The sequence below is a fragment of the Brevundimonas sp. AC546 genome (assembly GCF_979258305.1).
Map to the genome: position 1 here is coordinate 2,982,843 of NZ_OZ409849.1, position 21,176 is coordinate 3,004,018.

Here is a 21,176-nt window from a genome sequence, read left to right on the forward strand (position 1 = left end):
CGGTCTCATGAACATTCTTCTCGTCGGATCGGGCGGCCGCGAACACGCCCTGGCCTGGAAGATCGCCCAGTCGCCGCTGGTCACGCGCCTGATCGCCGCGCCCGGCAACCCCGGCATCGAGAAGCTGTGCGAGCTTCGCGCCATCAAGGCCGACGACGCCGACGGCCTTGCCGCCCTGGCGCGCGAGATGAAGGCCGACCTGGTCGTGGTCGGACCCGAGGTGGCGCTGGCCGCTGGTCTGGCCGACCGTCTGGCCTCGGCGGGCATCCCCTGCTTCGGCCCCACGGCCAAGGCGGCGCAGCTGGAAACCTCGAAAGCCTTTTCCAAGGCCTTCCTCGAGCGCCACGAAATCCCGACCGCCGGTTACGGCGTCTATGACACCGTCAAGGACGCCAAGGCCGCGCTGGACGTGTTCAAGCCGCCCTACGTCATCAAGGCCGACGGCTTGGCCGCCGGCAAGGGTGTGGCCATCAGCCCCGACCGTCCCGACGCAGAGGCCGAGATCGAACGGATGCTGGGCGGCCGTTTCGGCGCGGCCGGCGCCCGCGTCGTTATCGAGGAGTTCATGGACGGCGAGGAGGGCTCGCTGTTCGCCCTGTGCGACGGTCAGCGCGCCCTGCTGTTCGGCGGCGCCCAGGACCACAAGCGCGCCTTCGACGGCGATCTGGGGCCCAACACCGGCGGTATGGGCGCCTATTCGCCCGCGCCCGTCTTCACGCCCGACCTGGTGCAGCAGACCGACGAGCTGATCGTGCAGCCGACCATCCGCAAGATGGCCGAGGAAGGCGCCCCCTATCGCGGCGTCCTCTATGCCGGCCTGATGGCGACCGACGAAGGCCCCAAGGTGGTCGAGTTCAACGCCCGCTTCGGCGACCCGGAATGCCAGGTGCTGATGATGCGGATGGCCGGCGACATCGTGCCCTATCTGTTGGGCTGCGCGCGCGGCGATGTCTCGGGCCTGGCCTCGCCGGCCTTCAAGCCCCAGACGGTGATCTGCGTGGTCATGGCCGCCAAGGGCTATCCCGACAGCCCGCTGGAAGGCTCGATCATCCGCGGCGCCGATCAGGATTTCGGGCCCCACGTTCAGGTCTTCCATGCCGGAACGAAGCGTCGCGACGACGGGCTGCTGGCCGCCTCAGGCGGTCGCGTCCTGAACGTCTGCGCCGAGGGCGACGACATCGCCCAGGCGCGGGAACGCGCCTATGCCGCCATCAAGAAGATCGACTGGCCCGGCGGCTTCAACCGTTCCGACATCGGCTGGCGGGCGCTGGAGCGGGGCTGACCGTATCGGCGGGGTGTGGTAGGGTCTGGCCTATGGCTGATCCTGCATTAGATCACGACGACGAAGACCTGTTCTCCACGCCTGACGATGCGGCGGACGAAGCGGCGACCTTGCGGGGTTTGGCGGACGCTGCTGCAGGACGTGTCGTCGACAACGAAACCGTCATGCGTTGGGTCGAATCCTGGTCAACAGCCAATCCTCTGCCCCGGCCGAAATGCGGCTAGTCGTCTGGACGGATCAGGCGCTGAGCGATCTGGAGGACATCAGCCTCTACATCGCCGACTTCAATCCAGCCGCAGCGGCGCGTTTCTTTATTCGATTGAAAGCGGCTGCCGAGAGCCTCGCGCATTTTGCAGACAGAGGGCGGCCCGCTATTCATGGAACGCGCGAACTGACGCTCGTGAAGCCCTATCTGATCCGATACGCGATCTTGGCCGATCGGGTGGAAGTCGTCACCATCCGGCACTCGGCCCGACGGCCCGAGCGTTAAGCCCTACGCCGCCGCGAACAGCAGCCGGCCTTCGCCCATGCGTTCGCGCAATCCTGGCAGGTCGGTGTGGGCGACTGAGAAACAGCCGTAGCTGCGGCCCAGCTTGCCTTCGCGCGCCAGGAAGTCCGGGTCGGCATAGTCGGCGCCGTGGATGATGATGGCTCGCGCGCGCGCCTTGTCGTTGGAGTATTCCAGCCCGTCCAGCAGGACGTTCGGTCCCTGCTGAGCGCCCCAGTTGGCGCCCGCCGTCGCGTAGGCGCCGACCGAGGACATGTTGGAATCCGGCGTATTCGAGAACCGCTGGGCAAAGCCGGTGTGGGCCGGATCGGAGCCGCGACCATGGCAGGTGCGAAGGACCTTGACCTCGCCAGCGACCAGATCGACTTCGTATAGCCGCTCCTCGCCCGAGAATTTCTGGAAATCGACCAGATACATCCGGTCGCGCAGCGGCAGGCGATGGTGATGGGTGTCCAGCGCGGTCATGGCGCGCTCCATCAACTCCTTGCGGACGTGACCGCGCGGATCGAGCGGCGGAGGCGTCAGTGCTGCGGTCTCGATGGTCGGCAATCCGACCTGAGGCATCGCGATCGGGGTTCCGGTCTGAGCCGTGGTCAACGGCGCCGTGGCGCTTGCGCTGGCGCATCCCGCCAGCATGGCCGATCCACCCAGGATTAGCCCTCGTCTCGATAGCCGCATGCGACGCCCTCGTTGCGGTTGGTCTTGAGGCGTGTTTGTTTCAGTTGGTTACGGGCGAGGCAACCTGAGCCTTGTGGGGCATTTTTGCGGCCAACGTGTCGCGGGGAGAAAACGATGAAGCGTTTCGGAATCGCATTGGCGGCGCTGATGGCGTCGGCCATGAGCGCCAACGCCCAGCAAAGCCCCACGGGCGTTGGGGTTTCGTCCGAACCCACGACAACGTTCGTCGCAGCCGGAAGGTTGCTGGCCGACCCGTCGAACGGCGTTGTGCAGCGCGATAAAACTCTCGTGATCAGAGGGAACCAAGTCGTCGAAGTGCGCGACGGCTTCGTCGGCGACGCGTCTCAGGGCAAGGTCGTGGACCTGAGACAGGCCTTCGTCCTGCCCGGACTGATCGACAGCCACGTCCATTTGACTAGCCAGCAGAACCCGAATGGACGGCTGGAGGAGGTCACTCTGTCCGAGGCGGACCAGGCCATGGTCGGCGCACGCTACGCCCGCCGGACCCTGATGGCCGGCTTCACCACCGTGGCGGATCTGGGCGCATCGAACCAGGCGATCTTCGCCCTGAGGAATGCCGTGAAGACTGGCGACGTGCCCGGACCGCGCATCATCGCGGCGGGATCGTCGGTGTCGATCCACGGCGGCCATGGCGACGTCAACGGCTATCGCGAGGACGTCATGCACCTGCTGTCGTCCGAGAGCATCTGCTCGGGGCCTGAGGATTGCATGCGCGCGGTCCGCACCCAGGTTCGCGCCGGCGCCGACATCATCAAGATCACCGCGACGGGCGGCGTCCTGTCCAACACCGCCGCCGGCCTGAACCAGCAGTTCAGCGACCCCGAGCTGTCCGCCATTGTCGAGAGCGCCCACCGCATGGGCCGCCAGGTGACCGCCCACGCCCACGGCGTCGACGGCATCAACGCCTTCCTGCGGGCAGGCGGCGATTCCATCGAACACGGCACCTATCTGGACGACCAGTCGATCCGCCTGTTCAAGTCGAACGGCGCCTGGCTGATCCCGACCCTGCTGGCTGGCGATTTCGTGGCTCGCGTCGCGTCGGGCCCTAACAACTTTTTCACACCGGCCCAGACGGCAAAGGCGCTGGAGGCTGGACCCAAGATGCTGGACATGGCGCGCCGTGCGCATGAGGGTGGGGTCAGGATCGCCTTCGGCACAGACAGCGGCGTCTCGGCCCACGGCGACAATGCGCAAGAGTTTGCGCTTCTGGTCCGCGCCGGCCTGACGCCGCTGGAGGCGATCCAGGCCGCCACTGTCGGCGCCGCCGAACACCTGCGGATTTCGAACGAAGCCGGAAAGATCGCACCGGGCATGCCTGCCGACATCGTCGCCGTGTCGGGCGATCCGCTGTCGGACGTGACCGAGTTGGAACGGATGAAGTTCGTGATGAAGTCCGGCGTGGTCTATCGCGCCGACTGAATCCTGGAGGTCAGGAAGGCGGCGAAAGCCGCCTCGTCCTCGAAACGGGCGACGACCGGCCAGGCGGTGACGCGCGCACGCTGGTCGGGCGTCAGCCGGACCCAGTCCTTTTCCGTGGTGACCAGGCCGGCGTCGAACACCGCCGCCCGGTCTGTCAGGAACTTCATGTCGGCGGCGCTATAGGCCGCATGGTCGGGGAAGGGGACGAAGTCCGCCAGATCGCATCCCGCCGCCTTCAGGGACCGCTCGACCTTCCACGGCTTGGCGATGCCGGCGAACCCGACCTGAGGCCCCGACGGCGGCGCACCCTCGGGCGTCAGGCGCGCGACGAAGACGGGCAGGGCGCCGAACACCGCCAGCAGTTCGGGATCGGCGTCCTCGACATCGGTCGGCAGCATCACCACCACGGCGTCGGCCCTCGCCAGCCCCGCCTTCAGCGGCTCGCGCATCGGGCCGGAGGGGAAGACCGAGCCGTCGCCGAACGGCCATTCGTCGCCGCGCGTCTCGCCGTCCACGACGATCAGGCTGACGGTCTTCTTCAATGTCGGGTTCTGGTGTCCGTCGTCCAGCACCAGGGCCAGCGCCCCGCCTGCGACCGCGGCCTGGGCGCCCGCCACGCGATCCCGCGCGATCCAGACCGGCGACGCCTGCGCCAGCATCAGCGGCTCGTCCCCGACATCCTCGGCCGTATGGATTTGAGAATCGACCCGCACGGGACCTTCCAGCCGCCCGCCATAGCCGCGCGACAGGCCTTGCGCCTCAACCCCCGCTGCGCGCAGCAGCCGCAGGGTCTCGCGCGCCACCGGCGTCTTGCCCGATCCGCCCACCGTCAGATTGCCGACCGAGATGACCGCACACCCGGGATCGACCGGCGCTGCCCGCGCGATCCGACGCGCAGTCACGGCGGCCCAGATCCAGCCCAGCGGTTTCAACGCCGTGCGCGTCATCCGGGCGTGGTTGCTGTCGCGGACATACCACCAGCGCGGGGTGTTCAGCTTCATCGCCGGGCCTGCTTCTGCGGGATTAGCGGGGACAGCAGCGCCCACAGCCGGTCCAGCCCGCCTCCGGCCTCCACCGCCGCTCGGCGTCCGCGCTCGCCCATGGCCTTGGCCGCGTCCAGATCCGCCAGCAGCGGCTCGATCACGCCGGGCAGGTCGGACGGCGCCTGAACCAGAACCAGCCCGCCCGCTTGCGACAAAGCCGAAGTCACCGGCGCCCAGTTGGACGCATCCGGCCCCGTGATCGTCGGTTTGCCCAGTCGCGCCGGCTCCAGCGGATTGTGCCCCCCGACCGGCGGCAGGCCGATGGCGGGCGCGAACGAACCGCCCATCACCACCACGTCCGCCAGCCGCAGGAACAGGCCCATCTCGTTCAGGGTGTCGGCCAGATAGATGTCGGTGTCCGGCCCGATGGTCTCGCCGCGCGAGCGCATGGCGAAGGCGTAACCCTCGCGCTGCAATGCCTGGGCGATGTGCGGCCCCCGCTCGGGATGGCGCGGGGCCAGGATCAGGCAGACACGATCGCCCAACTTGTCCAGCGCCCGCACGATGGCGACTTCCTCGCCCTCATGTGTGCTGGCGGCGACGATCACCGGCCGGTCGCCTATGGCGGCGGACAGGCGGCTGAAGGCGGCGGGGTCGTGCGGCAGCGGGTCGCCCGACAGTTTGAGATTCACCAGCCCGTCGATCCGCGCGCCCATGCTTTCCAGCCGTTGGGCCGAAGTCGCGTCCTGGGGCAGGATTAGATTAAAGGCGCCGGTCAGCGCCCGCGCCGAGGCCGGAAACCGCGCCCAGCCCTCGACCGTCTTTTCGGTGATCCTCGCGCTGACCAGGGCCAGCTTCACGCCGCGCCGCTGCGCTTCCAGCAAAAGGTTGGGCCAGATTTCACTCTCGACGAAGACCGCCAAGCCGGGCCGCCAGTGATCCAGGAACCGCGCCACCACGCCCGGCGCATCGACCGGCGCGTATTGGTGGATCACGCCCGCCGGCAGGCGTTCGGCCAGGATGCGGGCCGAGGTCACGGTGCTGGACGTCACCAGCACCGTCAGGTCCGGCCGCGCCTTCACGAACCGCTCGACCACGGGCAGCAGCGACAGGCTTTCGCCGACGCTGACGCCGTGCAGCCAGACCAGATCGCCCGTCGGTCGTTCGGCGCGGGTGAAGCCCATCCGTTCGTCCACCCGCACGGGGTCTTCCTTGCCCCGCCGCGCACGCGCGTCCAGCAGGCGCGGCGCCAGCGGCTCCAGCGCGCGGGTCGCCAGCCGGTAGGCGATCAGCGGCAGCGGCGTCACGGCTTGAGGCCCGTGATCGCATCGGCCCGCGCCTCGACCGCGTTCAGCCGCGCAGTCCAGTCGGCGACCACATCGGCCATGTCGGCGACCTGCGGATAGTCGGCACGGTCCCACACGATGGCGCCCCTGGCGAAGGGCAGGGGAAGCACGGCGCGGTCCCAGCTGTTCAGGCGGATCGCCGGGCTGCACGACACGCCGATGAACAGAGCCGGCGCTTTGGACATCTTCGCCATCAGCGGCAAGCCCTCGGCCATGACATTGGCCGGGCCTCGCGGCCCGTCGGGCGTGATGGCCAGGCCGCCGACCTTCAACTGTTTCAGACCGTCACGCAGCGCCCGAGATCCGCCCTTAGCTCGGTCGCTCTTGTCCTTGTTGGCCGACGATCCGCGCACGGCGGGGAACCCCAATCGCGCGACCGCCTTGGCGAAGAACTCACCGTCCGCTGACAGGGAGATCAGCCCCTTGGTCGGTTGCGCCTCGTCCTGCGGCCATGAGGCGGGAGCCAGGCCGAGGCGCGAATGCCAGAAGACGCACAGCACGCCGCCGCCTGCGCGCCAGACCTCTTCGGCGACCGAGCGGTTTTCGTGCGTCCAGCGGATGGTGGCGAAGCAGAACTGCATCCATTGCGCCAGGGTCCAGGCCAAGGCGGACTGGATGATGGGATTGCGCAGCGGCCTCACGCGACCGTCTCGACGGTGGGCTGGACGCCGTCCAGCGACTGTTGGCGGGCCAGGCGGGAATAGAGGCCGCCCCTGGCGACCAGGGCGTCGTGCGACCCTTCCTCGACCACGCGACCGGCTTCGATCACATAGATGCGGTCGGCATTGCGAACAGTCGACAGCCGGTGGGCGATCATCAGGGTGGCGCGCCCCTGCATCAGCCTCTCCAGCGCCGCCTGGACCAAGGCTTCGCTCTCGGTGTCCAGCGCGCTGGTCGCTTCGTCCAGCAGCAGGATGGGCGCGTCCTTGACGAAGGCGCGGGCGATGGCGATCCGCTGGCGCTGGCCGCCCGACAGACGCAGGCCCGCCTCGCCTGCACGCGTTTCATACCCCTCGGGCAGGGCGGTGATGAAGTCGTGGGCGGCGGCGGACCGCGCGGCCTCCTCGATCTGGGCTTGGGTGGCGTCCGACCGGCCATAGGCGATGTTGGCGGCGATGGTGTCGTCGAACAGGAAGGGCTCCTGCGTCACCAGGGCGATATGGTCGCGCAGATCGTGGATGCGCAGGGACCGCACGTCGGCGCCATTGATCGTCACCGCCCCGCCCGTCACGTCATAGAAGCGCGGCAGCAGGCTCAGGATCGTGCTCTTGCCCCCGCCTGACGGCCCGACCAGAGCCACCGTCTCGCCCGGCGCGACCCGCAGCGACACCGCATTCAGCGTCGGCGCCCCGCCGGGAGCATAGGCGAAGGACACCTGGTCCAGCACCACCTCGACCGGACCGGGCACCAGGGGCGCGGCGTCCGGCGCCTCGCGAATCTCGGCCTCGATGCCCAGGGCGCCGAACAGGCGACGCGCGGCGGTGAAGCCCTCGCTCATCACCGTCGCCAGATTGGTCACCTGGCGCAGCGCTTGGCCCGCAGCCAGCAACATGCCGATGAAGGCCGCGAACCCGCCCACCGTCATCTCGCCCGACTGCGCGCGCCATCCGGCATAGGCCATGACGGCGGCGACGACGATATAGGCCACCAGATCGCTGGACGGGCCGGCGAAGGCGCGGGCGTTGGCGCCCTTGATCACGTGGCGTTGGCGTCGCGCCACCACCTCGGCGACGCGGTCCTGTTCGGCGGCCTCGCGGTTCTCGATCTTGATCAGGCGAACCCCGTCCAGATTCTCCATCAGGGCGGTGGACAGGTTCTCGGTCTCGGCCATGGCGCCGACGGCGGCCTTGCGGGTCTTGCGCCCGAACCGGCGCAGCACCAGCGCCACCAACGGCACGCCCAGCAGCACGACCATGGTCAGCTGCCAGTCAATGAACCCCATGTAGATCAGCACCGCGATCAGGGTCAGCAGGTTCTGGGTGTAGTTGACCACGCCCGAGGTGAAGGCCTCGCGCACCATATTGGCGTCGAACAGAACGGACGAGACGAAGCCGCCCGAATGTTGGCTGCGCAGACGCGCCAGGTCGGCGCGGATCATGGCCCCGAACAGGCGGATCTGGATGTCGCCGACGATGGTGTGGCCCAGCCGGTTGACCAAAGCCGCCTGGCCCAGCGCCGCCAGCGTCCGCATCATGGCGACGGTCAGAATGGCGATCGGGATCCAGATCACCGCCTTGTCGGCGGGGAAGCTGAAGACGCCGAAGATGCTGATCGGCTCGGTCCCGCCCAGGAACAGGCCGTTGATCGCCGGCTCCAGCAGCTTCAGCAGCGCCGCCGTCAGCAGGCCGGTCGCCGCGGCGCACAGCACCGACAGGATCAGAGATCCTTTGTGTTTGGACAGGTAGTCGCGCCAGATCCGCGCCAGCAGGGCGCGAAGGGGCATGGTCTCTGAGGCGGCGACGGTCATCGGCTCTCGGTCGGACGGCTTGCGGTTTAAGTCAACCCGGCAGAGGTGACGCGGCGGCTCAGGATCGCTATCTGGCGGGCATGGCGCGCTTCGACCTCTCGACCGCGATGGGCCGTTTTCGGGCGCATTGGCATTATTTCTGGGCCGACCACGCGTTTCTGCGCCTGGCGTTTTCCAACGCCCACTGGCTGGGGCCGGACCTTGTGCGCACCAACCAGCCCTCGCCGCGCCAGCTGGCCTATTGGAAGAAGAAGGGCGTGCGCACGGTCATCAACCTGCGCGGCGAGAGGGACGAGGGCTATTACTGGCTGGAGCGCGAGGCTTGCGAACGGCTGGGCCTGACCCTGATCGACGCCCCGCTCGATTCGCGCGATCCGCCCGAGACCGTGCGCATCCACCGCGCGCGCGAGCTGTTCAAGACGATCCAGTATCCGGTGCTGATCCATTGCAAGTCCGGCGCAGACCGGGCCGGGATGATGGCGGTCTTCTATCGCCACTTCCACCTGGGCGAACCGATCTCGGTCGCCATGAAACAGCTGTCCAAGAAATACCTGCACTCGCGCGAGGGGCTAACCGGCGTGCTGGACTATACGCTGGAGAAATACGTCGCCGAGATCGAGCCAAAGGGGATCAGCTTCATCGATTGGATCGACAGCCCCGACTACGATCCCAAGGCTATCCGGGCCGAGTTCAAGGCCAACTGGTGGGGGACGCTGCTGACGGAACGGCTGCTGAAGCGGGAGTAGGGGCGAAACCTACCCACCCGTCACCCTCGGGCTTGTCCCGAGGGCCTACGGCTTGCCGCGCATTCGAACGTTGGATGTGTCGCAGCCAGAAGCCCGCTTCTCTCATCGCGTCAACGCCACAGTGGGCCCTCGGGACAAGCCCGAGGGTGACGGAATTTGATGAGGAGTTGGGCCTCAGCCCCAGGGACCGGTCTTCCGCTCCTCGCCGCCTTCGCCATTCGCGCGCGCCTCGGCCGCCAGTTCGGCGTCGCGGCGGGCCTTGCGGTCGGCCTCCCACTTCTTGAACCAGCGGGCGTAGTTGATCTGCCCGCGCAGCGAGAAGCTGAACAGCGCCAGCACCGCCAGCAGGCTGACCAGTTGAAAGATCTGTTGCGGTTCCAGGGTCATGGTCGTTCTCGCATACAGATTGAAACGTCGGATCGGGGAGCCGGTTCGGCTCCCCGATGTCGCACTCAGACGACGTCGCCGCGCGGGTCGATCAGCTTGTGGGCGTGCAGGATGAAATAGCGCATGTGGGCGTTGTCCACGGTCGCCTGGGCGCGGGCCTTCCAGGCCTTTTTGGCGTCGTCATAGCTGCCGAAGGCGCCGACGAACTCGACCTGCGACAGGTCGCGGAAGGTCGGCTCGCCCAGGTGACGAAGCTCGCCGCCGATGACGATGTGCAGAAGTTGCGGCGGGATGGCGTTCTGATCGGTCATCGAAAATCCTGAAGGCTGGGCCAGAAGGCTGGGGGAGGGCTTTGCGCGCGGCATAGGCCGAGAACGCCCTCGGATCAATGTGGGGCGGGGTTTTTCCGCCCTCGCCTTAGGTCGATAAAGGCACGTTTTTACAGTGCCGCACGATCATCGGCTGGATGATCGGGGCTGCACAGACCAGGCTGGCCTGGCGGGGATCCGGCCGGTTGAACGCCCACGGCCGCCCGTGGTGATCGCTGACCTTGGCCCCCGCCTCCTGGGCGATCAGGCAGCCGGCGGCGACGTCCCAGTCCCATTTCGGCGTCAGGGCCAGGGCGGCGTCGAAGGCGCCGGCGGCGACCAGCGCCATCCGATAGGCCAGGGCGTTCCTCTTCTCGAACCGCATCGGCGGCCAGGGTTCGTCGAAATAGGGCGCTTCGATCAGTCGCGCATCGCCCAGCACTGACGCGTCCTCCAGCATATCCACATCCGAGGCATGGATTGGCCGGCCGTTGCGTCGGGCGCCGCCGCCGCGCGTGGCGACATAGGTCTCGTCCACCTCGGGCGCATGGATGACGGCGGCGACGACTTCGCCGTCCTCGACCACGGCGATCGGAATGCACCACCACGGCGTCCGCTTCATATAGGCGACGGTGCCGTCGATGGGATCGACGATGAAGATGCGCCGCTTCGACAACCGCTCGGGCGAATCCGCCGTCTCTTCCGACAGCCAGCCATATTCGGGCCGGGCCGACAGCAGCCGGTCCTTCAGCATGGCGTCCACCTTCAGGTCGCCGCTGGTGACGGGCGAGCCGCCGACCTTGGACTCGATCTTCAGCCCCGCCTCGCGCTCGGCAAGGGCCAGCGCCCCGGCGTCGATGGCCGCCTGGCGGATCAGGTCGAGGTCGGCGTTTAGGTCGATCATTTGCCGGCGATGGCCACCGCGTCGAACATCAGGCTGGGCACGTTGAACCCGCCCCGGAACTCCAGATCAGACCCCCGCTGGATGCGCAGATAAAGGTCGGTCAGCTTGCCGGCCACCGTGACCTCGCTGACTGGATAGGCGATCACGCCGTTCTCGAACCAGAAGCCCGACACCCCGGCGGACCAGTCGCCGGTGTTGCCGTTCAGCGAAGGGCCGAACATCGAGGTGACCAGCAGGCCGGTCGTGGCGTCCGACATCAGCCCCGCCAGATCCCGCTCGCCCGGCTCCATGTGCAGATTGTGGGTCGAGACGCCGGATGGCCCCGCCAGCCCCCGCGACGCATGGCCGGTCGATTCCAGCCCCAACTGCCGGGCGGCGGCGCTGTTCAACAGCCAGGTGGTCAGCACCCCATCCTCGAACAGGGCGCGCTTCTCGACCGCCACGCCTTCGTCGTCGAACGGGGTGGAGCCCATGCCGCGCGGCCGGAACGGGTCGTCGATCAGGGTCACCCCCTCGGCGAACACGCGCTGACCCATCCGGTCCTTCAGGAAGGATGTGCCGCGCGCGATGGAGGGGCCGGAAATGGCGCCCAGCGCCGGCGACACGATCTGGCCTGCCATCCGGTTGTCGAAGATGACGGGGGCGGTGGTCGAGGCGATCTTGCGCGGTCCCACGCGGGCCACGGCGCGCTCGCCGGCGGTGCGCCCGATCCGTTCGGCGCCCGGCAGGTCGGACAGGTGGCGGGTCGAACGGCTCTCGCCGCCACGCTCCATCGCCCCGTCCTTTTCCGCAATGACGCCGGCGCCCAACGAGAAGGCCGAACCCTCATAGGCGCCGTCGAACCCGTGCGAGGTCACTAGCCGCCAGCGGGTCGACGACCAGCCGGCATGTCCGCCTTCCGACCGCGCCACGCCCGTCACGGACAGGGCCGCGGCCTCGGCCTCGGCCGACACCTGCTCCAGAACCTGGGCGCTGCGCTCGGTGGGATCGAACAGGTCCAGATCGACGAACGGCCCGCGCGCCAGCCGATCCTCGGGGGCGAAACCGGCATGGGGGTCTTCCGGCGCCAGACGCGCCATGGCCACCGCCCGCTCGACCAACCGCGCCTGTGTCGCGGACGACAGGTCCGAAGCCGACACCGACGCCTGGCGCTGGCCCACGAAGACCCTCAGGCCCAGGTCGCGCGATTCCTCGCGTTCGACGTCTTCCAGCTTTCCGTTGCGCACCCCGACCGACAGGGAGCGTCGATCGGCGCTGACCGCCTCGGCGGCGTCGGCGCCGGCCCTCAGGGCCGCCTTGACGATGTCGTTGAGAAGATCGGTGGAAACGGGCGCAGTTAGGGTTTCAGTCATGCCCCGATATGGCGGACGCCTTGCTGCACCGCAACCGCGTCACACCACGGCGAAGGCGATCAGGCCCACGGCGGCGCTCAGCAACGCCACCCAGGTCAACAACATGCCGATAACCCGCCCCAGCGACGGCCCGGTCTGGAACAGCAGGCCCAGCGCATGGATCACGCGTCCGGCCAGCAGGGTCGCCCCCATCGCATGGACCATCCAGGCCGGGGCGCCGACGGCGGCCAGCAGCAACATGGCGACCATGCCCGGCGTTCCATATTCCACCAGATTGCCGAAGGCGCGGCTGGCGGCCATCAGGTCAGCGTTCCCGCCGTCGCCGAACGACACCATATGCTTGCGCCGTCCGCTGACCACGACGCCCGACAGCACCAGCATCATCAGGATCAGCAGTCCGCTCCACAGGGCGGCAGCCTGGACGGCGTACATCAGGGGAGTGGTCATCGATCAGTCCTCGCGCGCGACGGGGTAGAGCAGATAGTGGTCGTCATAGAAGGGCGTGCGTTCGTAGAACCAGGCCAGACGCGCCTGCGGACCGGCCGCGAACGCCGCATCGCCTGCGACCTTCGCCTCGAACTCGGCTTTCAGCGCGGGGTCCGCCGCCATCATCTTGTCCGCCAGCGGCGCGATGGCGTAGGCCTCGATATATTCGACCCGGCTCATGACCTCGGGGAACATGCCCCAGGCGAAGAAGCTCTCGCTGGACTGCGGCTCAAGCAGCAACACGACGATGTCGCCCAACGGCTGATCCGTCGGCACCCGGACCGAGCCGGTCGGATACGTCCAGTCGCGCTTCTCCACCTCGACCGTCTTCACCGAGGCCTGGACGTGACCCTCGTTGGTCCGGGTGGCCAGCTTGGGCTCGACCAGACGCAGCATCGACAGGTTGACGGTGCGCGGCGCCTCAACCGTCTCCATCGCGATCCCGTGGGTCTTCAACCGCTCGATGATGTCGGTGCGATAGCCGGGGACCCAATAGGCGGTCGGCCGGATCAGAGTCAGGGTCGGCTTAGAGCCATAGAAGGGCATCTGCCACAGCTCGGGATCGGGCCGGCCCAGCCAGCGGATCTCCTGACGGCCCGAGGCGGCGCTGTCGTACATCTCGTACAGGATGCCCTTGAACGGCCGGGTCGACGACGGGGTCTCGTCGGCCTCGAAGTTGGCGGGGATCTGCGCCGGGCGCAGGGCCTTGTCCTGATCGGTCGCGGCCCTCAGACCCGCGCCCTGATCGGCCAGCAGCCGCATCGCCTCCTCGATGAAGACATAGGTGCCCAAGACCCGTTGCTCGTGCGGTTTCAGGCTGTGGTTCTCGATCAGGATGGTCGGCACATGCGCCGCCGAGCCCCAGCCGTTGGAGAACCGCTCGCCCAGGCCGCCGTCCGAAAGCCCCTTCCTGGGTTCGTCGTCATCCATGCCGAAAACCAGCTCGCCGGGGATATGGCCCTCGCGCTCCAGCGCCGCGTTCATCGCCGGCTTGAAGATCGAATCCAGCCAGGCCGAGCCGTTCGGCGAGCGGCTGAACGCCCCGTCCTCGCCGTTGAAGCCGTAGGTGACGTCGTACTGGTAATCCATGCCGTCGGTGACGTGGACGTCCACATACAGATCCGGCCGGTATTTCAGGATCAGGCCGCGCACGGCGCGCATCTCGGGCTGGTCCAGCTTCAGATAGTCGCGGTTCAGGTTCTGGTTGGTCGCCGTATTGCGCCAGCCCTGGATGCGCGGCCCGCGCTGGTTGGGGCGGGAATAGGCGCTGGCCCGCTCATGGCCATCGACCGACAGGATCGGGATCAGGATCAGGTTGACCCGGTCCAGCAGGGCGTCCTTGCCGTAAAACGCGATGTCGCGCAGCAGCATCATGCCTGCGTCCTTGCCGTCGATCTCGCCGGGATGGATGCCCGCCTGGATCATCAGCACGGGCTTGGCCGGATCAAAGGCGGCGCCATCCTTGGATGCGATCACCGCATAGATGGGCCGTCCCTCGGGCGAGACGCCGAACTGTTCGATTCGGATCAGGTCGCTGGCCTGATCCAGACGGTCGAACCAGGCGCGGGTATCGAAGTAGTTGGGGCTGAAATCATGGCCCTGATCGGCCTCGAACGCCGTGACCCAAGGGTCGCTAGCGTTGCGCAGCAGGGCCTTGGACGCCCCGTCCCAAGCCGGCGCGGGCGGCAGGAAGGCCTGGTCCCAGGGGGCGGTGTTTGGGATCGTCTGGGACATGGCGGGGCTCACGCTACAGGCAAGGGCGGCAAGGAAGGCCGAAACCAGAAGAGGGGACTGCATGGCCTTTCGTGAGCCGATTGCGCCCGGCTTACAAGAAGGGCCCTGACAAGGGGCCGGGCAAGGTTTCAACCGCCGCCGCCCAACGCGGGCGCCCACCCGCCGGCCTTGACCAGCAATGCGGCCGAGTTCGCCATGCCCCACAGGCTGTAGAGCAGCACGATGACCAAGGCTCCGACCGCAACCCTGCGCCACGGCGCGAACGCCGCCGTCGCCGTGCCGATCACGAAAATTGCGACGCCCGCCCACAGGCGCACAGAACTGGCGATCTGGGCGAAGCCGGGATCGAGCTGGGCCAGGATGATCACTACAACGGCCACGATCAGGTTTGCCGCCAGGATACAGCCGAACACCAGCCGCCGGTGGGACCAGAAATGGTCGTCCAGATCCATCCGCTCCTGGCCGCCCTCCGCCGACACCCGTGGGAAGGTCACGCTGGCGGCGACATAGAAGGTGGCGGCGATAGCCAGCGAGATGATCAGCACGAAGGTGTTGAACGGCGCGCCCCGGAAGATGACCCAGGCCTGGTTCCAGAAGGTGGCGATGTCGATGGCCACGAACAGGGCCAGCATCGGCGTCAGCCAGCCGAACCGGATCCGCTGCTTCTCATGCAGCACCCGCGCGAACGCGCCCACCAGTTCGGCGACCGACAGGCCCAGCAGCAGCCCATAGAAGCTGAAGAAGAATTCGAACGCGCTCACAGCCATCCCCCGATGTCAGGAGAGGATAGCTAGACCGTTTGGCGCCGCATCGCCAGTCGGGCGATGCGGCGCCCCGTGGTCAGGCAGACTGGGTCAGGCGGGCATTTCGACGTCGTTCATGCGCTCGACCGCGCGGTTGTAGTCATCGACAATGCTCTCGCGCTCATAGTCGCTCTTGCTCTGCTTGTAGTCGCGCCACGAGCCGATCATCGAGTCGATATAACCGGCGATGGAGCCGAACTCGGACTTGTTCTCATTGTCTGCGGGCAAGCCGGCTTCGGCCGTGCGCAGCTTGGCGGCTGCGGCGACGAACTCGGGCAGCAGGCGATCCGCTTCGGCCGTATTGTCTTCGATGACGGCGGTGGTGAAATGGTCGGCCTTCTGTACGGCGTCGATCAGGCTGGCCTCGGCGGGGTGACCGGCCTTGGTCAGGGCCTCGATCTTGGCCGCGTTGCTGGCGCGCTGGTATTCGGTCAGGGCGGCGTCCAGTTCCCCGATGCCTGCGATGGCGCCCTGATAAGCCGTCATAAGCGCGGCGTGGGCCGCCTTGCCCTTGGCCAGACCATCCTCGCGATAGGCGCGGGATTCATAATAGGGGTCCAGCGTCTTCCACTGGGCCAGCAGGGCCTCAAGTTGAGGAAGCAGCTTGTTCACCGCCGCTTCGGCGCGTTCGCTCTGGTTTCCGCCCGCGAAGGCCTTGCCTTCCTTGAGCTTCTCGATCGCCGTTTCCAGCGTGGTGATGTTTTCGGGGAAGTAGATCGAACTGGTCGGATCGGCGTTCGGGATGTCCAGCTTCTGATAATTGTCGAAGTTCGTTGGCACGCCCCAGTTGTCGTCGATCAGCTTGTTGAAGCCTTCGGTATAGAGTCCCAGCTTCTGCTGCGTCAGTTCGCTGCCCGCAGCGGCCTTCACCGACTGAGATTCGGCCCCGCCCTTGGCGTCGCCCTGTCCGCAGGCCGCAAGGCCCATCGTCATCGCGCAGACCAAGGCCATGGCGCTTACAGCTGTCCGAGACTTCATGTGGTTTTCCCTTCCTGGACCGGTCAAGGTTCAGCTTGACCGCGTGGAGAAGGACAACGTCACGGCCAAGGTTGGGTTCGCAGAAAACCGCCAATTAACTGCGAATAAATCGCAAGTATTTGATTGCGCGCTATTTCCAGATCGGCGTTTGATCACCCGGCAGGCCGAGCCGGTCCCACATGTCGGACACTCGTTCGATCACGGCCTCGTCCATGCGGATTTCCTCACCCCATTCGCGCTTGGTCTCGGGCGGCCATTTGTCGGTGGCGTCCAGGCCGATCTTGGAGCCCAGGCCGCTCTCGGGCGACGCAAAGTCCAGATAGTCGATGGGCGTGGATTCGATCACGGTGATGTCGCGCGCCGGATCCATCTTGGTCGAGATGGCCCACATGACGTCCTTCCAGTCGCGGGCGTCGATGTCGTCGTCCACGACGATGACCCACTTGGTGTACATGAACTGGCGCAGATAGCTCCACACGCCCAGCATCACCCGCTTCGCATGGCCCGGATAGGCCTTCTTCATCGACACCACGGCGATCCGATAGCTGCACCCCTCGGGCGGCAGCCAGAAGTCGGTGATCTCGGGGAACTGCTGGCGCAGCAGCGGAATGAAGACCTCGTTCAGCGCCTCGCCAAGCACCGACGGCTCGTCAGGCGGGCGGCCCGTGAAGGTGGTCAGATATATCGGGTCCTTGCGCATGGTGATGGCGCTGACCTGAAACACCGGGAACTTCTCGACCGAGTTGTAATAGCCGGTGTGGTCGCCGTACGGGCCTTCGTCCTCATGCTCGTCCAGCAGGACATGCCCCTCCAGCACGATCTCCGCCTGGGCCGGCACCATCAGCGGCACGGTCTTGCACGGGACCAGTTCGGCCTTGGCGCCCCGCATGAGGCCCGCGAACTGGTACTCCGACAAGGTGTCCGGCACCGGCGTCACCGCCGCCAGGATCGTGCCCGGATCGGCCCCCAGCACGACGGCGCAGGGCAGGGGCTCGCGCTTTCCAGCCTTCTTGTGCCGGGCATAGTGTTGGGCGCCGCCCCGGTGCGCCAGCCAGCGCATGATGGCCTTGTCCTTGCCCAGCACCTGCATCCGATAGATGCCCAGGTTGAAATCGTCCTCGCGGTCGTCCGACGGCCCCTTGGTCACGACCAGCCCCCAGGTGATCAGGGGCGCCGGCTCGCCGGGCCAGCACGACTGGACGGGCAGGGCGGTCAGGTCGATCTGATCGCCCTTCAGCACCACTTCCTGCACCGGCGCCTTCTTCACCACCTTGGGTCGCATCGACATGACGGTCTGCATCAACGGCAGCATCTCCATCGCGTCGCCCAGGCCGCGCGGCGGCGTCGGATTGCGCAGGAAGGCCAGCAGCTCCCCGACCTCACGCAGCTCGCCCGCCGTCGTCCGGTCCTTACCCTCCAGCGTCACACCCATGGCGACCCGCTTCACCGTGCCGAACAGATTGGCCAGGCAGGGGATGGGGCTGATCGTGCCGTCCGGCATCACCGGCTTTTCGAACAACACCGCCGGCCCGCCGTTCCTCAGCAGCCGGGTCTGGATCTCGGTCATCTCCAGCACGGTGGAGACGGGTTCGGACACCCGCACCAGCTCGCCCTTGGCTTCCAGCTGGTCGATGAAGTCACGCAGGGATTTGTAGGCCATGTCGGGACGCTTAGGCGGGACTCGGCTCGCTGTCACGCCTTGCGCGGCCGAACACTCGATCCGTTCTGGTCCAGGGGCCGAGCCCCTAATCCGTCTCGCTGCGCGAGCGACCTTCTCCCCGCAAGGGGAGAAGGATATCTTCAGGCGTGCGTCTCGTCCCAGTACCGAACCGCACCGGCGTCGCGGGCCGAGAGGTCGGGGTAGGCGGGGTCGGAGCCGACGTCGGGGACGCGGCGCCAGGAGCGGGCGCATTTGGGGTGGTCGGCGGTGGCGACGGTGACGGAGATGGTCTCGCCTTCGACCAGGTCGGCGCCCGAGGTGCGGAAGATCTCGGCGGCGTCGAGGCCTTCGAACGGCGCGAAGGCCGAAGCCGGAGCGGTGACCGTGGGCCAGGCGTCCAGGGCGCCGCCGATCAGCTTCTCACGGCGAGCCGCTTCCAGCAATTCATTGACCACTTCGAGGACCGTGTTGATCGCGGCCCAACGTGCGGCCTCGGCCGGGTTGTTCCACTCATTCGGCGTTTCAGGGATCACCCGGGCGCAGTTCGTTCCCGCATCCGGGAACCGCGTCGTCCAGGCCTCTTCCATGGTGAACGGGGTCAACGGGGCCAGCCAAGCGGTCAGGCGCATGAAGACCTCGTCCATCACCGTGCGCGCGGCGCGACGGCGCAGGCTGTCGGGGCGATCGCAGTAGAGGGCGTCCTTGCGGATGTCGAAATAGAGGGCCGACAGGTCGTTGGAGCAGAACTCCAGCACCGGGCGCACGACGTCCTGGAACCGGTATTCGCCGTAGGCCGTGCGGACCTGGGCGTCGAGTTCGTGCAAACGGTGGAGGATGAACTTCTCCAGCGGCGGCATCTGGTCCAGCGGCAGGCGTTCGGCCTCGTCGAAATCGGCCAGGGCGCCCAGGAGATAGCGGACGGTGTTGCGAAGCTTGCGATAGGCGTCGACCGTGGTCTGGAGGATCTGTTTGCCGATCCGCTGGTCTTCCGAATAGTCGACTAGGCTGACCCACAGACGCAGGATGTCGGCGCCGCTTTCCTTGATGATGGTCAGGGGATCGGTGGTGTTGCCCTTGGACTTGGACATCTTCTCCCCCTTCTCGTCGAGGGTGAAGCCGTGGGTCAGGACCGCCTTGAACGGGGCCCGCCCGCGGGTGCCGCAACCCTCCAACAGGGACGACTGGAACCAGCCGCGGTGCTGGTCGGAGCCTTCCAGATAGAGGTCGGCCGGCCAGTGGGCCGGGCGGTCGCCGGCATAGCCGTTCTCCGGCGTGCGCGGGTCCAGGGTGAAGGCGTGGGTCGAACCGGAATCGAACCAGACGTCGAGGATGTCCTCGACCTTTTCGTAGCGGGCCGGGTCGTGGGCGCCGAGGAAGTCGCTGTCCGGCGCGGTGAACCAGATGTCGGCGCCGTGTTCGGCGACGGCGGCGACGATGCGGGCGTCGACCTCGGCGTCATGCAAAGGCTGGCCGGTGTGTTTGTCGATGAACATGGCGAGCGGCGTGCCCCAGGCGCGCTGGCGGCTGACCAGCCAGTCGGGACGGCCCTCGACCATCGAGCGGATGCGATTGCGGCCGGCGGCGGGGTGGAAGGCCGCAGCATCGATGGCCTGCAACGCGGTTTCGCGCAGGGTGTCGCCGGACTTCAGCGGCTCGTCCATGCGGATGAACCACTGGGGGGTGTTGCGGAAGATGATCGGAGCCTTGGAACGCCACGAGTGGGGATAGGAGTGTTCCAGCCGGCCGCGCGCCAGGAGGTTGCCGGCCTCGATCAGCTTTTCCATCACCGCGCCGTTGGCGGGACCGAATTTGCCGGTCTTCTTGCCTTCGGTCTCCAGCACCTTGAGGCCTGCGAACAGGGGGACGCCGGGGTAGTAGGCGCCGTCGGGATCGACCGTGTCCGGCACCTCATGATGACCGTGGGCCTTCCAGACCTCGAAGTCGTCGGCGCCGTGGCCCGGCGCGGTGTGGACGAAGCCCGTGCCCGCGTCGTCGGTGACGTGGTCGCCGGCCAGCAGCGGCACGGAGAAGCCGTAGCCGCTGTCCAGAGCCGCCAGAGGGTGGGCGGTCTCCAGGCCGGAGGGGTTGATGTCGTAGACGCGGGTCCAGGCGGCGATCTTGGCGGCCTTGAACACGTCCTCGGCCAGTTTGTCGGCCAGGATCAGGCGGTCGCCGGGCTTGGCCCAGGGCGCGAACTCAAGACCCTCTTCCATGGCCGTGACCTCATAGAGGCCATAGGCGATCTCGGGGCCGTAGGAGATGGCGCGGTTGGCCGGGATGGTCCACGGGGTCGTGGTCCAGATGACGATGGACGGGGTGCTGGAACGGAAGGCCAGCAGGTCGTCGGGATGGTCGTCGGACATGGCCGTGACCGGGAACTTGACCCAGATCGTCGGGCTGACGTGGTCGTGGTACTCGATCTCGGCGTCGGCTAGGGCCGTGCGCTCGACCGGCGACCACATGACGGGCTTGGACCCTCGATACAGTTGGCCCGAGTTCTTGAACTTGTGGAACTCGGCGACGATGGCCGCCTCGGACGTGAAGTCCATGGTGGCGTAGCGGTTGGCGAAGTCGCCTGTGATGCCCAGCCGTTTAAACTGGTCGCGTTGCAGGTCGATGTATTTGCCTGCGTATTCGCGACAGGCGGCGCGGAACTCGTCCTTGGAGACCTCGTCCTTGCGGCGGCCCTTGGCGCGGAACTGTTCCTCGATCTTCCATTCGATCGGCAGGCCGTGGCAGTCCCAGCCGGGGACGTAGTCGACGTCATAGCCCAACAGGAAGCGGCTGCGGACCACGAAGTCCTTCAGCGTCTTGTTCAGCGCATGGCCGATGTGGATGTCGCCGTTGGCGTAGGGCGGGCCGTCGTGCAGGACGTAGAGGGGTGCGTTCTGCTTCTGCCGCTCGGCGCGCAGCGTTCCGTAGAGGTCGCCCCACTGTTCCAGGATGACCGGCTCCTTCTGGGGCAGGCCGCCGCGCATGGGGAAGGGCGTCTCGGGCAGGAAGACGGTGTCGCGATAGTCGCGGGCGGTGGATTCGGTGGCGTCGGCCATGGAGAGTCTCGGCGTCGTGAAAGTTATGTCGCTGTCTTCGTTCGCCCGTCTCGGGGCGGTCTTC

The 21,176-nt window shown here is 67.2% G+C and carries 20 protein-coding genes; 5 read left to right on the forward strand and 15 right to left on the reverse strand.

What is annotated here, in order from left to right; genetic code table 11:
- The first annotated feature begins 7 nt into the window (after positions 1-7).
- The 3 genes from purD to ACZZZD_RS14795 are packed head-to-tail and all read left to right on the forward strand — an operon-like array spanning position 8 to position 1,772.
- A complete protein-coding gene (purD, locus tag ACZZZD_RS14785; protein ID WP_463435987.1) occupies positions 8-1,282 on the forward strand; it encodes a phosphoribosylamine--glycine ligase in 1,275 nt (424 codons plus the stop codon).
- A gap of 32 nt (positions 1,283-1,314) precedes the next feature.
- Positions 1,315-1,506 carry a CopG family transcriptional regulator gene (locus tag ACZZZD_RS14790; protein ID WP_463435989.1) on the forward strand — a complete coding sequence of 64 codons (192 nt, stop codon included), beginning with the start codon at positions 1,315-1,317 and terminating at the stop codon, positions 1,504-1,506.
- Positions 1,497-1,772 carry a type II toxin-antitoxin system RelE/ParE family toxin gene (locus tag ACZZZD_RS14795; RefSeq protein WP_463435991.1) on the forward strand — a complete coding sequence of 92 codons (276 nt, stop codon included), beginning with the start codon at positions 1,497-1,499 and terminating at the stop codon, positions 1,770-1,772. The genes ACZZZD_RS14790 and ACZZZD_RS14795 overlap by 10 nt, the downstream gene beginning before the upstream one ends.
- A gap of 3 nt (positions 1,773-1,775) precedes the next feature.
- Here ACZZZD_RS14795 and ACZZZD_RS14800 read toward each other — a convergent pair whose 3' ends face one another.
- A complete protein-coding gene (locus ACZZZD_RS14800; protein ID WP_463435993.1) occupies positions 1,776-2,426 on the reverse strand; it encodes a murein L,D-transpeptidase catalytic domain family protein in 651 nt (216 codons plus the stop codon).
- Between the two features lie 156 nt (positions 2,427-2,582).
- On the opposite strand from ACZZZD_RS14800, the gene ACZZZD_RS14805 reads away from it, so the two are divergent.
- Positions 2,583-3,908: a metal-dependent hydrolase family protein gene (locus ACZZZD_RS14805; RefSeq protein ID WP_463435995.1), complete on the forward strand. Its 1,326-nt coding sequence runs from the start codon at positions 2,583-2,585 to the stop codon at positions 3,906-3,908.
- On the opposite strand, the gene lpxK is transcribed toward ACZZZD_RS14805, so the two are convergent.
- The 4 genes from lpxK to ACZZZD_RS14825 are packed head-to-tail and all read right to left on the reverse strand — an operon-like array spanning position 3,893 to position 8,704.
- Entirely contained in the window at positions 3,893-4,909 is a 1,017-nt protein-coding gene (gene lpxK, locus ACZZZD_RS14810; protein ID WP_463435996.1) for a tetraacyldisaccharide 4'-kinase, read from the reverse strand. The two genes, ACZZZD_RS14805 and lpxK, sit on opposite strands and share 16 nt — an antisense overlap.
- Positions 4,906-6,198 (reverse strand): 3-deoxy-D-manno-octulosonic acid transferase, encoded by a 1,293-nt coding sequence (locus ACZZZD_RS14815; RefSeq protein WP_463435998.1) that lies wholly within the window; start codon positions 6,196-6,198, stop codon positions 4,906-4,908. The genes lpxK and ACZZZD_RS14815 overlap by 4 nt, the downstream gene beginning before the upstream one ends.
- A complete protein-coding gene (locus ACZZZD_RS14820; protein WP_463436000.1) occupies positions 6,195-6,878 on the reverse strand; it encodes a lysophospholipid acyltransferase family protein in 684 nt (227 codons plus the stop codon). Before ACZZZD_RS14820 ends, ACZZZD_RS14815 begins: the two co-directional genes overlap by 4 nt.
- Positions 6,875-8,704 carry an ABC transporter ATP-binding protein gene (locus ACZZZD_RS14825; RefSeq protein WP_463436002.1) on the reverse strand — a complete coding sequence of 610 codons (1,830 nt, stop codon included), beginning with the start codon at positions 8,702-8,704 and terminating at the stop codon, positions 6,875-6,877. Before ACZZZD_RS14825 ends, ACZZZD_RS14820 begins: the two co-directional genes overlap by 4 nt.
- A gap of 80 nt (positions 8,705-8,784) precedes the next feature.
- Between ACZZZD_RS14825 and ACZZZD_RS14830 the strand changes: the two genes are divergently transcribed.
- The gene (locus tag ACZZZD_RS14830) at positions 8,785-9,450 is read left to right on the forward strand and encodes a fused DSP-PTPase phosphatase/NAD kinase-like protein (protein ID WP_463436004.1); all 666 of its coding nucleotides are present in this window, start codon (positions 8,785-8,787) and stop codon (positions 9,448-9,450) included.
- Between the two features lie 174 nt (positions 9,451-9,624).
- Here ACZZZD_RS14830 and ACZZZD_RS14835 read toward each other — a convergent pair whose 3' ends face one another.
- From ACZZZD_RS14835 to ileS, 10 genes are all read right to left on the reverse strand, one after another.
- Positions 9,625-9,837 carry a hypothetical protein gene (locus ACZZZD_RS14835; RefSeq protein WP_463436006.1) on the reverse strand — a complete coding sequence of 71 codons (213 nt, stop codon included), beginning with the start codon at positions 9,835-9,837 and terminating at the stop codon, positions 9,625-9,627.
- 65 nt (positions 9,838-9,902) lie between these two features.
- Complete coding sequence (locus tag ACZZZD_RS14840; RefSeq protein ID WP_463436008.1) at positions 9,903-10,148, reverse strand: DUF4170 domain-containing protein; 246 nt, start codon at positions 10,146-10,148, stop codon at positions 9,903-9,905.
- A 106-nt stretch (positions 10,149-10,254) separates the two neighbouring features.
- On the reverse strand, positions 10,255-11,049 hold the full coding sequence (locus ACZZZD_RS14845; protein WP_463436010.1) for a 3'(2'),5'-bisphosphate nucleotidase CysQ: 795 nt from the start codon (positions 11,047-11,049) through the stop codon (positions 10,255-10,257).
- A complete protein-coding gene (locus ACZZZD_RS14850) occupies positions 11,046-12,401 on the reverse strand; it encodes a TldD/PmbA family protein (protein WP_463436012.1) in 1,356 nt (451 codons plus the stop codon). Before ACZZZD_RS14850 ends, ACZZZD_RS14845 begins: the two co-directional genes overlap by 4 nt.
- A 39-nt stretch (positions 12,402-12,440) precedes the next feature.
- Positions 12,441-12,848, reverse strand: coding sequence for an MAPEG family protein (locus ACZZZD_RS14855; protein WP_463436014.1), 408 nt, complete (start codon positions 12,846-12,848; stop codon positions 12,441-12,443).
- Positions 12,849-12,851: 3 nt separating this feature from the next.
- Entirely contained in the window at positions 12,852-14,621 is a 1,770-nt protein-coding gene (locus ACZZZD_RS14860; RefSeq protein ID WP_463436016.1) for a M14 family metallopeptidase, read from the reverse strand.
- Positions 14,622-14,749: 128 nt separating this feature from the next.
- Positions 14,750-15,382: a hypothetical protein gene (locus tag ACZZZD_RS14865; RefSeq protein WP_463436018.1), complete on the reverse strand. Its 633-nt coding sequence runs from the start codon at positions 15,380-15,382 to the stop codon at positions 14,750-14,752.
- 93 nt (positions 15,383-15,475) lie between these two features.
- A complete protein-coding gene (locus tag ACZZZD_RS14870; RefSeq protein WP_463436020.1) occupies positions 15,476-16,402 on the reverse strand; it encodes a DUF3829 domain-containing protein in 927 nt (308 codons plus the stop codon).
- 130 nt (positions 16,403-16,532) lie between these two features.
- Positions 16,533-18,062, reverse strand: a complete 1,530-nt coding sequence (locus tag ACZZZD_RS14875; protein ID WP_463436022.1) for a UbiD family decarboxylase — start codon at positions 18,060-18,062, stop codon at positions 16,533-16,535.
- A gap of 140 nt (positions 18,063-18,202) precedes the next feature.
- Positions 18,203-21,112 carry an isoleucine--tRNA ligase gene (gene ileS, locus ACZZZD_RS14880; RefSeq protein ID WP_463436024.1) on the reverse strand — a complete coding sequence of 970 codons (2,910 nt, stop codon included), beginning with the start codon at positions 21,110-21,112 and terminating at the stop codon, positions 18,203-18,205.
- Positions 21,113-21,176 lie beyond the last annotated feature (64 nt).